The following is a 12940-nucleotide window of genomic DNA, read 5'->3' on the forward strand; positions in this document are numbered from 1 at the left end:
ATGCTGACACGCGGATACGGCGGCCCGCTGCGCTATGTGCAGGGGCCGGGGGTGCTGAAGGATCTGGGCGGCTATGCGGCCGGGCTGGGGCAGAAGGCGCTGCTGCTGATGGACCCGTTCGTGGACCAGACCTATGGCGACGCTCTGCGCGCCTCGCTGGCGGCGGCGGGGGTGGAGACGGTGGCCACCCGGTTCAACGGCGAATCGACCGAAGCCGAGGTCGCCCGCTGCGCCGCACTTGCGCAGGGCTGCGGCGTGGTCATCGGCGTGGGCGGCGGCAAGACGCTGGACACCGGCAAGATCGCCGCGCGCGAGGCAGGCGCCCGGATCATCACCGTGCCCACCATCGCCTCGACCGACAGCCCGACCAGCTCCATCGGGGTGATCTATACCGAGGACGGCGTCTATGTCCGTGTCGAGCGTTGCTACCGCAACCCCGATGTGGTGCTGGTGGACAGCGAGGTGATCCTGAAGGCGCCGGTCCGCTTTCTGGCCGCGGGTATGGGGGATGCGCTGTCCACATGGTATGAGGCGCGGTCGAACTTCGAAAGCCGGTCGAACAATTACATCGCAGACGGCTATGCCGTGACCATCGCGGGCGCGCAGATCGCGCGGGCCTGCCATGACACGCTGATGCGCGACGGCCGCGCCGCCTATCTGGCGGCCAAGGCGGGCTGCCTGACCGAGGCGGTGGAGAATATCATCGAGGCGAATACGCTGCTGTCCGGCCTTGGCTTTGAAAACTGCGGGGTGTCGGGCGCGCATGGCGTGCATGACGCGCTGACCATTCTGGAGCCGACACACCATTTCTTCCATGGCGAGAAGGTGGCCTTCGGGATCATCTGCCTGCTTGTTCTGGAAAACCGCCCTCTGCCCGAGATCGAAGAGGCCGTGCGTTTCTGTGCCTTCCTCGGGCTGCCGGTGCGGCTGTCGGATCTGGGGCTGGCCGATGTGTCCGACGCCGATCTGCTGCGGGTGGGGGAAGAGGCGATGAAGCCCACAAATGTGATCCATTCCGTGCACCGCGACCTGACCGCCCGCGGCATCGCCCATGCAATCCGCACGGCCAGCACAATTGCCGAACAGATCCTCGCCGGTTAAGCGGCAAAGACCTTGGGCCCGCGGTGCTCCCCCGCAATGGCCCGCTGCAAGGCCCTGTGGTCTTTCGCAGGGCCTTGTGGTGTCAGCTTCGGGCGGCAGGCCGCGCGCGACCGATCCCCTGTTTCAGCTGGGTCGGGGCCACCCCGAAACGCGCGCGAAAACTCTTCGAGAAATGTGAGACGGAATCGAAGCCGCAGGCCGTGGCCACCTCCAGCAGCGTCATATCTGTGGCTGCCAGCAGGTTCCGCCCGCGATCCAGCCGCAAGGAACGATAGAACTCGCCCGGCGTCTTGCCGATGGCATCGCGGAACAGCCGTTCCATATGGCGGCGCGAATAGCCCGCGGCCTCGGCCAGATCGTCCATCGACAGCGGGTTTTCGATATGCAGGTTCATCAGCTTGACGCAGGCGATCAGCACCGGATTGCGTGAGGCCATCAGCGCCGCCGTCGAACTGCGCTGACCCGGCTCCACCCCCGGCATCACCGTGCGCAGGCACATATCGGACACGATGGCCGCGAAGGTGGCACCGTGATCCGCGGCGATAAAGGACAGCATCATGTCGGTTGCCGCCGCGCCGCCACCGCAGGTCACCAGCCGCGGCTCGGCCTCGTAACGGGCGGTGGTGGGGGTCAGATCCGGGAAAGCCTCGGCAAAGGCGACCTGATTTTCCCAGTGCAGGGTGAACCGCTTGCCCGCCAGAAGCCCGGCACTGGCCAGCGCCACGGCCCCGGTGCAGATGCCGCCCACCGTGCCGCCAAAGCGGTGATGGCGCTGCACCGCCCCCACCACGGCCACAGCAGCCGCGGCCATCGCGGGATTGCCCGCGCAGACGAAAAGCCGCGTCTCCTTGTCCTGTGCCGCAATCGGCCCGTCCACCCCCACGGGGATGGAGGAAGAACTGGCCACCGGCGCCCCGTCGGCCGACATCACCCGCCAGCGATAGAGCGGCTGCTGCGACAGTTGATTGGCGATCCGCAGCGGCTCCACCGCCGAGGCGAAGGCCAGAAAGGTGAAACCGGGCACCAGAATGAAAGCATAGTCGCGCGTCGGCCCGGGATCATCCACCGGCTGATAGGCCGCGCCAGCAGGGATGAAGGCCGCAAGCCCCCGGCTCCCTTCGGCAGCGGCATCGGCTTTCCTCATGGCTTCCAACTCCATCCCGGCGGTTTCCTCGGCCAGAATGGCCCCTGACACTGACCACAGCCCCGACAGACGCCCCGCTTTTCGGGCCGCCGGCGCCTTCTGCCGCCAAACCGCTTGCGCCTGCAAGGGCCCCCGGCCAGCCCCCAGACAAGGCCCGGCCGGAATGGCAGGATACACGGCTTCCCCCGCCGAAACAGCGGCCTTTGTGCTGCGGGAATGCCGATCCGGATCTGCGGGAGGGTGGCTCCGGCCGACAGGCCGGTTTGGATGGCATCAGCTGACAAAAAGCGTGCTGAAATCGCCGCCCGCATCCACGGCCATCACCCGCGTGGCACCTGCCCGCGCGGCCACGGCACCGATCGCATCGGCCTCCATCAGGCAAAAGGCGGTGGACAGCCCGTCCGCCAGCCCCGCCCAAGGCGCCTCGACCGAGACGGTGGACCAGCGCGGCGGCTGGCCCTGCGGTCCAAGGATATGGCCCGACATGCCCAGCCTCATCGCACCGGGGCTGGAGGTGGCCATGGCGCCACCGGTCAGCGTCCGCGTGGCCATCAGCCCGCCCTCGGGATCCTCGACCCCAAGGCGGAACGGCCCGCCCAACACCGCGAATTCGCCCATGTCGATCAGCGCCGGGCCATACCCCGCCTGCCGCAGCAGCGCCGCCACCCGGTCCGCGGCATAGCCCTGCGCCAGACCGTTCAGCGTCAGGGCCTGCCCGGTGTCCAGCCGTAGCGCGCCCTGCCATTGCACCCGGTCCCAGCCGATGGCCGCGCGGGCGGATGCCGGGTCCCGCCCCATGGCCAAAGCCTGCCACAGGGGCTGCACCGTCGGATCGAACAGCCCGCCGGTCAGCCGGTGCATGTCATCCGCCAGCGCCAGCAGATCGCGCAGCGCGCGTGGCGGATCATCCAGCCTGCCGGTGGCATTCAGCTGCGACAGGGCGGATTCCGGTCGGAACAGGCTGGCAGCAGCCTCCACCTCCTCGATGGTGGCGGCAATCCCGGTGGCCAAGTCAGCGGACAGCGCCCGCGGGCCGCGCAGGTCCAGCAGCAGGGTGCCGCCCAAAGCGGTCGACTGCCATGTCGTCACCCCGGCGCTGGCGGGCGCTGCCCATGCGGCGGCAGTGATGGTCAGGAACCGACGGCGGTTCATACCGCCCCCTTCGCCCGGCGACGCGCGGCCAGCACCAAAGGCACACACTGCCGCGGGTCGTCATGGATCTGCACACAATCAAAGCATTGGAAACATTCAGAATAGCGGATTTCACCGGTCTTCTCGATAGCACCATAGCGGCAGCGCACCCGGCACAGCTGACAGGGCGTGCCACATTCGGTCCGCCGGGCGATCCAATCGCGCCCCCGCAACAACCCGCCCATGGCCATCAGCGCACCCAGAGGGCAGAGATAGCGGCAGAACCCCTTGAAGGTGACCATGGACAAAGCCAGCCAGAACAGGGCCCATGCCACGAAATACCATTCGCGCTGAAAGCCTGTGGTGATGGCAGTCTTGAACGGCTCCACCTCGGCCGCGGTCTCGGCATGGTCGGGGGCCACGAAGGCCACGGCCACCAGTCCGGCCAAGGTCAGGTATTTCAGCGCCATCAACCGGCGGTCCCAGACCGCGGGCGGCATCCATTGCGGCAGACGCAGCAGGCGGCCCAGATGATGCGCAAACTCCTGCATCGCGCCGAAGGGGCACAGCCAGCCGCAGAACAGCCCGCGGCCCCACAGGACGAAGCCAAGGATTGCCACCGCCCAGATCATCAGCGAAAACGGATCATAAAGCAGCACGGCAAGGCTGCCGCCCCCCGTGGCCGCCCGCAGCGCCGCCAGCGCGGTGACGATGGATAGCTGCCCCTGCCCCCAATAGCCGACAAAGCCGATCACCAGCAGCAGCACCGCAGGCCGCAGCCAACGCAGCACACGGGGCCGCGCCAGCCAGTGCTGGCCTGGGCCGACCAGCGCCAGAAGCGCGGTCAGAACAAGCGCCAGCGCCACCAGATCGCCCCGCCGGTTCAACAGCGCCTCTTGCCACGGGGCCAAGGGCGCGGGCGGGCGAAGTTCCTGAAAGAACGCCCGGTCGCTGGCCAGTGTCAGGCTGAAATGGGCCGATCCGATCTCGGGCTGCAGCATCCCGTGTTCGCGCACCGCCTGTGCCGACAGGGTCCAGTCACGGGTGGGGTCAAAGCCCAGCCTCCGGTCGATCCGCAGGATCATCGCCGTGCCCTCCGGCACCCCGGGCAGGGTGTTGAAGAACAGATCTGCATCGCGCAGCGCCACCGGCAGCCCGTCCTGTTCGGCGGACAGCCGGTCCGGCGCGGTGTTGCGCACGAAATCCTCGGACACCAGCCCGTGCCGCCCGCCGTCGATGACCAGGACCAGCTCATCATCCGGGGACACGCCCAAAAGGCGCTGCACATCGCGCAGGCTGGCCGTATCCAGCACCGCACGCGCCACCGACGGGGGCGTGATGTCCACCGCCCAAAGGTCCAGAAAAGCCGCGTCTGGCGGGCCGGGATCAGGGTCATCCCCGGCCCAGAGGGTGCCCGCAAACGCCGCGTCCAGTTCGGCGTTCGTCGCCCTCAGGTGCCGCACCAGCCCGCGGGTCACCAGATCACCCCATGTCAGCGCCAGATCGACCGAAGGGTCGGGCCGCAGCGGCGGCGCCGCAGCAATGCCCTGCATCTTTTCCCGCGCCACCGTCAGCGTGGCCGCCAGAATGGACTCATGCGCGATGCGGACCGAGGCGGTCGCCTTCGTCACCCCGTCCAGATAGACCAGATCGCTGCCCTGCCCGGCATCGCCATAGGGCGTGCCCACGACCAGCGGCTCATGGATGGAATGGCCGCGGTATTGCTCCAGAAAGCCGCGGAACGGCGCCTCGCCCAGACCGGAGACGAAGATCGGCTCGTTATGGTGGACCAGCCGCACGTCCAGAAACCGACCGTCCAGATCGATCGTCACCAGCATGTCGATCGGCTGGCCGGAAAAGCCCGGCAGCGGCGCCAAAGGGCCGGTCTGGAACACATACCCCGCCTCGGCCCCGCCCGAATTGAGCAAGCTCCACACGCCGCGGTCGTTCACCGGATCGCCCAGGGCATAGGGCGGCACCACCAGCGCCGCGATGGCCTCGCGCGACAGAGGCTCGGCCCGCAGGGCCAGCGGCAACAGGGCGAGACACAGGCACAGCAGGCGGGCAAGCACGGCGGGTTCTCCTCCGCCGTCACGCTAGGTCCCCGTCGGGGCCCGGCCCATACGACCAAGGTCGGATGCCCGCCACCTTGCGCGGCAGGCCCCCACTGCCGGACAATCGGCCCATGTCACAGCAGCCCGCCCCCCTGCCGAAAACCACCCTGACGGGCACCCTTGCCCTGCGGGCCGGGTTCCTTGCGCTGGTTCTGGCGGTGTGGACGCTGGCCGACCGCATGGCCCCGCCCGGCCTCTTTGCCGGGCCACTGGATACGGCCCACGCCGGTTGGGCGCTGGCGAGTGAGGGGAAGCTGGCGCCCGCCGTCCTGTCCAGCCTCACCGTCTTTGCCACCGGCACCGCGCTGGCCGCCGTCTTCGGCGCGGCACTCGGGCTCGCCATGGGCATGTGGGGCTGGCTGGGCCGCATGCTGGATGTCTATGTCTATGCCCTTGCCGCCACGCCGCGCATCGCCTTTATCCCGCTGATCATCGTGGCGCTTGGGCTGGGCCTTCAGGCCAAGGTGCTGATCGTGTTTCTGGGCGCGGTGATGCCCATCATCCTGAACGCCTATGCGGGCGTCCGCGCCACAGACCCCGACCTGATCGAGATGGCGCGCGCCACCGGCGCCGGACGGGGCCGCATCCTGATCCATGTCGTCCTGCCCGGCGCGGTGCCATTCCTGATGACCGGCATCCGCATCGGCGCCACCATCGGCCTGATCAATACCGTGGTGGCCGAGCTTTACACCGCCATCGCGGGCCTTGGCGGTCTGCTGGCCGTGTACGGCGGCCGCTTCCGCATGGCCGAATATCTGGCCGTCGTCTGCACCCTGGCCCTGATCGGCGTGATCCTGGCCGAGGGGCTGCGACTGGCCGAACGTCGCCTGCTGCGCTGGCGCGGCGCCTGACCCCTTTTCATCTTCCCGGGAGGATCACCGATGAAATCCGCACTCCGCCTTGCCCTTGCCGCCGCCGTCTCGGCGCTGGCCTTTCCTGCCTTGGCCGAGCCCTTCCGCCTGATCGTCTCGGACGCCGAGACGCCCTTGGTGCCCAATTCCGTGATGGAGCTGGCCGAACAGGAGGGTTACTTCGACCGCGCCGGGGTGGATGTGGAATTCGTCCGTGTCGAACAGTCGCCCATGGTCATGGCCGCCCTGCGCGCGGGTGAAGGCGAGATGGCCAATGTCTCGCTGGATGTGCTGTTGCAGGCCGTCGCGGGCGGCGCCACCGATCTGCGCGGGGTGATGTCGCCCAACAAGGCGCTGCCCTATCTGATTGCCGGGCGCGATGTCGCCTCGACCGCCGATCTGGCGGGCAAGCGGTTTGGCATCGGCCGCGTCGGCTCGGTCGATCACCTGCTGTCGTTGCGGGTGCTGGCCGAGGCGGGGGTGGATGTCAGCACGCTGGAACTGGTGGCGCTTGGCCAGCCGCAGGCGCGCGCGCAGGCCCTGCTGGCAGGGCAGATCGACGCCACCACCATGGGGATTGGCAGCTTTACTGCGATTGACGACAGCCCCGGCGTGTCGGTGCTGGTCGATGTGGACGCCTATTACAAAGCCGCACCAATCCTGTCGAAACTGAATGTCGTGACCACCGCCACGCTGGAAACCCGCGGGGCCGAGGTCGAGGCCGTGATCGAGGCGCTGGTTCTGGCCGCCCGCGACTTTCAGGCCGACCCGGAGAAATGGGTGAGCGCGATGAAGAAAGCCCGCCCCGATATGGATGAGGCCGATCTGCACCTGCTGGCCACGGCCTTTGCCGGCGTCTGGACGGTGAACGGCGGGCTCTCTGTCGGAGAGCTGACCGAGGCGCAGACGTGGCTGCATGAGGGAGAGGATTTCAAGGGCCTGACCCCGGCCCCGCTGGACAGCTTCGCCGATCTGCGCCCGCTTCAGGCGGTGCTGGAGAAGATCGGCCCGTCCGAGGCCGGAGACACCGCTTGGCGGTGACCCCGCCCCTTCTGGCGCTGACCGGCGTGTCCTTCGGCTATGCCGGGGCGCCGGTGGTGCAGGATATCAGCCTCTCCCTGTCCCGGGGCGAGGTTCTGGTCCTCCTTGGCCCCTCGGGCTGCGGCAAGACCAGCCTTTTGCGGCTGATGGCGGGATTGCTGGCGCCCACGGGCGGAGAGGTGCGGCAGGAGGACCGCGCCCCCCGGCCCGGTGCGCGGAATGCGATGGTGTTCCAGTCCTATCGCCTGTTGCCGTGGAAAACAGTGGCGCAGAATGTGGCTTTTGCCCTGCCCCCTCTGCCCGCGGCCGAACGGGCCGAAAGGGTCGCCGCGGCGCTGCATCTGGTGGGCCTGTCGCGGGTGGCGGGGCACTGGCCCGCCGCGCTGTCGGGCGGGATGAAACAGCGGGTGGCATTGGCGCGGGCACTGGCCGCGCGGCCCGATGTTCTTTTGATGGACGAACCCTTCGCCGCGCTGGATGCCCAGACCCGCGAGTTGATGCAGTGCGGCCTTCTGCGGCTGGTGGCGCAGGCAGGCGGCCCCGGCGTGGTCTTCGTCACCCATTCGGTGGATGAGGCGCTGCTTCTGGGTCACCGCATAGCGGTGATGTCGGCCCGCCCCGGAAGGATCATGGCCACCGTCACGCCGCCCCGCTGGACCGGCGATCCGCATGCCCACCCGGGTTTCGCCCCACTGCGGCGGCAGCTCTGGGATCTTCTGCGCGATGCGGTGCTGAACGACCCCGCCTCCGACTTCTACCGCCCGGTGCCGTGACCTTGCGAGAACGGCCGAAGGCCACGAGGATCGTGCCCGCTAAAGTCCTTCAGCGTTCGCGCAACGCCTCGTTCGATTTATAGAGCGGCTTCAGCAGATAGGTCAGGATCGTCTTGCCGCCGGTCTCCAGCTCCACATCCGCCTGCATGCCGGGCCGGATCTCAAGGCCCTTCTGCCGTTCGGTCAGCTGGCCCAGATCCACCTTCAGCGTCACGATGTAATGCGGGTCCCCGTCCGCCGCGCGCGACCGTTCGTCAATGAACGTATCGGCGGAGACGAAGGTGACCTCGCCCTTCAGGCTGCCCCAGATCGTGTAATCATAGGCCGACAGCTTCACCGTCGCGGTCTGCCCCTGCCGCACGGCGGCAATGTCGCGGGGCTTCACCTTGGCGTCGATATACAGTTCTTCGTCCAGCGGGATGATCTGCAGGATTTCCTCGCCCGGGCGGACGACGCCGCCGATGGTGGAAATGCCGATCTTGTTCACCACCCCGCGCATCGGCGCCACAAGGGTCGTGCGGTCCAGCTGATCCCGCGCGATCTTCAGCTTCTGGGCCAGCGTGGAGAGTTCGGCCAGGGTCTCGGAATAGGCCTTGGCGCGGTCCAGTTCCGTCTGCGTCACCACATCCGACAGCTTGTTTTCCGCATCGCTGGCGGCCTTTTTCGCACGGGTCACGTCGATCTGCGGTGTCACGCCCTGATCGAACATGCGCTGCATGATATCCAGTTCCTTCAGCGTCTGGTCCAGCACCGCCTGCGCACCCGCCTTCTTCGCCTCGAAATCCTCCAGCCGCGCCTTCAGGAGCGTGGCTTCCGAGGCCATGATCTCCGGCACCCGCGCGGCAAGGTCTTCGGGCACGAAGAACCGGCCTTCGCCCTTCATCTCGGCCTCGATCCGCAGCTTGCGGATCTCCAGCCCCGCCGCCTGATCGGCCAGATCGTCAGCCATCGACTGGTATTGCGTGGATTGCAGCCGGCCCAGCACCTGCCCGGGTTCGACCACATCCCCTTCGGCGACGTTCAGTTCCGCCAGAATGCCGCCTTCAAGGTTCTGGATGATCTGCGGGCGCGAGGAGGAGACGACCGTGCCCTGCGCGCGCACGATCTCATCCACCCAGGCCACCGCGGCCCAAAGGACAAAGACCAAGAACGTCGCGGCAATGCCCCAGACCACGGCCGAGGTGCGGCGTTCGCGGTGGTCGAATTCGTCGGTCCAGACGGTCATGCCGCACCCCCCTGACCGGCTTGTGCCTTGGCCAGATGGGCCAGCACCGCCTCTTTCGGGCCATCCACCGCCAGCCGCCCGTTCTGCAGGATCAGCGTCCGCGTCACCAGTTGCAGGATCGGCACCCGGTGCGTGGCGATCACCGCTGTGCGGCCCGGCAGCCATGTCTTCAGGCGGCTGACCAGCGTGGTCTCCAGCGTCTGGTCAAGCGCGGCCGTGGGTTCGTCCAAGAGCACGACCTGCGGGTCCTGCAGCCACAGCCGGGCCCAGCCGATGGATTGCCGCTGCCCGACGGACAGCCCCTCGCCCAGTTCCCGGATCTCAAGGTCCAGCCCGCGGGAATGGTTGCGGACGAAAGGCCCCAGCCCGGCGAAATCCAGCGCCGCCAGAAGCCGCGCGTCGTCGCGTTCCAGCTGCGTCAGGTTCAGGTTGTCGCGGAGCGAGCCCGCGATCAGCCGCACCTCCTGCCCCAGATAGCCGATGCCGCGGCGCAGGTCGCGCGGATGCACCTGCCCCAGATCCACCCCGTCGATCAGCACCCTGCCTTGCGTCGGATCATAAAGCCCCGCCAGAAGCCGCAGCAGCGTGGATTTCCCCGAACCGTTGGAGCCCAGCACCGCCAGTTGCTGCCCCGCCGGAATGGCCAGCGCGGCAATCTCCACCGTCGGCGGCCCCTGCTTGTCATGGCGGAATTCCACATTGTGCAGCGCATAGGCCCCGGTCAGCCGGTCGCGGCGCAGATAGCGGCGGCCCGGCTCTTCGGCCTGTTTGGACTGCGCCACGGCATCCAGCGCCACCAGCGCGGCCTTCACCTGGCTCCACCGTGCCATCATGGATGCGATCTGCGCCAGCGGCCCCAGCGTGCGCCCGGTCAGCAGGCCCACGGCAATGACGGTGCCCACGGTGAACTGCCCGGCAAAGACCAGATAGGTCCCCGCAACCACCGTGGCGATATAGGTCAGCTGCTGAACCCCCGCCGCCCATGTGGTCAGCATATGGGTCAGGTGGCGCTGTTCGCTGCCCTTCACGGCGCTGAGCGTCACCAGTTCCGACCACAACCGCCGCACCCGGTCTTCACCGCGCTGCGTGGTGATCGTCTCATGCTCGAACACCGATTCATACAAGAGCTTCGCCGCCTTGATCGAGGCTCCTTGGGTCGAGGCGGTCAGCGCCACCATCCGCCGCTGGAACAGGAACCCCGGCAGCACCATCAGCGCGCCGCCGATGATCAGCACCCAGACCAGATTGCCCCCGATGGAGGCGACCAGCGCAAGGAACACCACAAGGAACGGCAGATCGGCCAATGTGCCCACGGTCGACGAGGTAAAGAATTCCCGTACGGAAGCGAAATCACGCATCGCGGCAAAGATTTCCGAAGGCTTGCGGTCGCCCGGGGCCATCTTCATCCCCAGCAGGCGCTGCATCAGCCGGTCCTGCACGGCAAGGTCGATCTTCTTGCCGCTCATATCCATCAGGCCGGAGCGGGCGAGTTTCAGCACCCCCTCCAGCACCACGGCCAAGGTGACGCCAAGCGCCAGCACCCAAAGCGTGGGTTCCGACTGATAGGGGATCACCCGGTCATAGATCTGCATCGAGAACAGCGAGACGGCGACGGCCAGAAGGCTGGCCACCATGGACGCGGCCGATACCTCGACAAAGGGACGGCGGAACTTGCGGAACTCTCCCCAGAACCAATGGGCCGGTGCCGCGGCGGGCACATGCCGCACCTCCAGATCGGGAACAGAAGCGCGGGCGACCAATAGGCGCCCGGTGAACAGCGCGTCGAAATCGGCGGCGGCCACCTCGGTGCGGTGATCCGGGGCGGCGGGGTCATAGACCTCTGGCCCCGCCTCGCCCAAGGTCAGGACAAGGACGATCTGGCCATTCGTCAGTTCGGCCAGCGCGGGCAGGTATCCCGCGGTCAGGGCGCCCACCTCGGGCATGCGGACCTTCAGGCCCATCGCATGCAGCGCGCGCGCCATCTCGGCCAGACCGGGCGGGGTGCCTGCGGCATCGGCGGCCTTGCGGATATGTTCGGCCAGATCGGGCGCCGACAGATCGGCCCCCAGCAGCGTGGCATAAAGCGCGGCCAGATCGGCCCGCGCCTGCGCCCGGCGGGTGTGGCGGCTTTGCGTCCCGGCCACGGGCACGGCGCGCGCACCGCCCCCGTTCGCCGCCGCGACAACCTGTCCGGCGTTCATGTCGAAGGCGATTACGCGATCCGTGTTCACATCGAGGCTCCGTCCACCAGAACTCCTCTGACCAGCGCGATTTCCAGCCGCGCCAGTGCTATCTGATATTTCACCGAGGCCTGGCTGCGTTGCAGCCTGACCAGCGCCTCGAATTGTCCGGCCAGCTCGATCAGCGTGCGGCGGCCCGCCTCATACTGCTCGGTAAAGAGGGAAAGGTTGGTCTCCATCTCGGCCAGAACCTTGCCTTCCTGTGCGGCCTGCGCCTGCAAGGCGGCAATCTCGCGGTCCAGCGCGACGATACGGCGATCGGCCTCGCGCCGCGCCTCGTCCACCTTGCGAACGGCCATTTCCTCGGTCTCGGCCAAGGCGCGCAGCTTATCCTTGCGGTCGAAACTCAGCACATCGCCGTCCAGCGACAGGCCCGCATCCAGACCGCCGCCCTTGTCGACCGAGGCTGAGGCGCCAAGCCCCGGCAGAAAGCCGGACCGCGCCATCCGCACCTCGGCCAGCGTCCGCGCCGCATCGCCGCGTGCCAGCAGCACCGACAAGGCCTCGGGCGCGCCCGCATCGGGCGGCAGGGCAGACAGGCCCTTCACCCCGTCCAGCGGCGCCGCAGACAGCGTGTTCAGCTCCGCCATGGCCGACCGCTGACCCTCCCGCTCGGACGACAGGGTGGCCTCCATCTCGGCCCGCTTCTGGGTGATGATATGCAGTTCCGAAGGGTCGGACAGGCCGCCCTCCATGCGGATGCGCATGATCCGTTCGAAATCCTTCATCCGGGTCAGGCCGGTTTCACTGATCCGGGCCAGTTCGGCGGCGCGCTGCGCCTCCAGATACAGTTTCAGCCCGTCATAAACCCGCTGGTTCAGATCGGTCACAAAGCTGACCGCGGCCACCTCGACATCGGCGGCGGCGAAATCGCGCTCCGCCTTGCGGCGGCCGTTATCGAACAGGGCCTGATCCAGCAGAAGCTGCGCCGCAATGGCGCCCAGAGAGGACAGGCTGACATCCGGCCCGATCCGCGGCAGCCAGTTCTTGGCCCGCGCCTGCGCCGTCAGCCGCTTGATCCGCAGCTCGCTTTCGGCCGAGGCCGCACCCGCCCGCAGCACCTGTTCCGCGACCAGCGCAAAGGCACTGCCCGCGGGCAGGATCGACCGCCGACCCGTCAGGTCGGCGATAAGGGGAGAGCGCACGTCTCCCTTTGCAGACAGTTCCGGCTGGCTGGCCAGATCGGCGGGCGAAGCCGCCGATTTGCCCGCCTGCGCGCCGCCCATGCAGCCCGAAAGGGCCAGCGCCGCGCAAAGCACCGGGACGAGGGGGAGAAGCCCCCCCGCCCGTCGGATGACAGGGTGAAGACCCATGACCGGT

Annotated in this window: 10 protein-coding genes; 4 read left to right on the forward strand and 6 right to left on the reverse strand. The window is 68.0% G+C overall.

Annotated elements, in window-relative coordinates:
* Complete coding sequence (locus tag ACO2Q5_RS08305) at positions 1-1101, forward strand: glycerol dehydrogenase (protein WP_423289818.1); 1101 nt, start codon at positions 1-3, stop codon at positions 1099-1101.
* 82 nt (positions 1102-1183) lie between these two features.
* Here ACO2Q5_RS08305 and ACO2Q5_RS08310 read toward each other — a convergent pair whose 3' ends face one another.
* The 3 genes from ACO2Q5_RS08310 to ACO2Q5_RS08320 all read right to left on the reverse strand — a co-directional run bounded on the left by ACO2Q5_RS08310 (position 1184) and on the right by ACO2Q5_RS08320 (position 5448).
* Positions 1184-2245 (reverse strand): GlxA family transcriptional regulator, encoded by a 1062-nt coding sequence (locus ACO2Q5_RS08310; protein ID WP_423289820.1) that lies wholly within the window; start codon positions 2243-2245, stop codon positions 1184-1186.
* 273 nt (positions 2246-2518) lie between these two features.
* The gene (locus ACO2Q5_RS08315; protein WP_423289822.1) at positions 2519-3397 is read right to left on the reverse strand and encodes an FAD:protein FMN transferase; all 879 of its coding nucleotides are present in this window, start codon (positions 3395-3397) and stop codon (positions 2519-2521) included.
* Positions 3394-5448, reverse strand: coding sequence for a 4Fe-4S binding protein (locus ACO2Q5_RS08320; RefSeq protein ID WP_423289824.1), 2055 nt, complete (start codon positions 5446-5448; stop codon positions 3394-3396). The genes ACO2Q5_RS08315 and ACO2Q5_RS08320 overlap by 4 nt, the downstream gene beginning before the upstream one ends.
* Positions 5449-5561: 113 nt before the next feature.
* On the opposite strand from ACO2Q5_RS08320, the gene ACO2Q5_RS08325 reads away from it, so the two are divergent.
* From ACO2Q5_RS08325 to ACO2Q5_RS08335, 3 genes are read left to right on the forward strand one after another with little or no spacing between them, the layout of a single operon-like run.
* Positions 5562-6341, forward strand: coding sequence for an ABC transporter permease (locus tag ACO2Q5_RS08325; RefSeq protein WP_423289826.1), 780 nt, complete (start codon positions 5562-5564; stop codon positions 6339-6341).
* A 30-nt stretch (positions 6342-6371) separates the two neighbouring features.
* The gene (locus tag ACO2Q5_RS08330) at positions 6372-7382 is read left to right on the forward strand and encodes an ABC transporter substrate-binding protein (protein ID WP_423289828.1); all 1011 of its coding nucleotides are present in this window, start codon (positions 6372-6374) and stop codon (positions 7380-7382) included.
* Complete coding sequence (locus ACO2Q5_RS08335; protein WP_423289902.1) at positions 7379-8155, forward strand: ABC transporter ATP-binding protein; 777 nt, start codon at positions 7379-7381, stop codon at positions 8153-8155. The genes ACO2Q5_RS08330 and ACO2Q5_RS08335 overlap by 4 nt, the downstream gene beginning before the upstream one ends.
* A gap of 49 nt (positions 8156-8204) precedes the next feature.
* Here the strand turns inward: ACO2Q5_RS08335 and ACO2Q5_RS08340 are convergent, their stop codons facing one another.
* From ACO2Q5_RS08340 to ACO2Q5_RS08350, 3 genes are read right to left on the reverse strand one after another with little or no spacing between them, the layout of a single operon-like run.
* Positions 8205-9380, reverse strand: a complete 1176-nt coding sequence (locus tag ACO2Q5_RS08340; protein ID WP_423289830.1) for an HlyD family efflux transporter periplasmic adaptor subunit — start codon at positions 9378-9380, stop codon at positions 8205-8207.
* A complete protein-coding gene (locus tag ACO2Q5_RS08345) occupies positions 9377-11581 on the reverse strand; it encodes an ATP-binding cassette domain-containing protein (RefSeq protein WP_423289904.1) in 2205 nt (734 codons plus the stop codon). Before ACO2Q5_RS08345 ends, ACO2Q5_RS08340 begins: the two co-directional genes overlap by 4 nt.
* Positions 11582-11607: 26 nt before the next feature.
* Positions 11608-12933, reverse strand: coding sequence for a TolC family protein (locus tag ACO2Q5_RS08350; protein ID WP_423289832.1), 1326 nt, complete (start codon positions 12931-12933; stop codon positions 11608-11610).
* Positions 12934-12940: the final 7 nt, after the last annotated feature.

The sequence above is a fragment of the Neotabrizicola sp. VNH66 genome, assembly GCF_049445895.1.
In the GTDB taxonomy this organism is placed as follows: domain Bacteria; phylum Pseudomonadota; class Alphaproteobacteria; order Rhodobacterales; family Rhodobacteraceae; genus Pseudogemmobacter.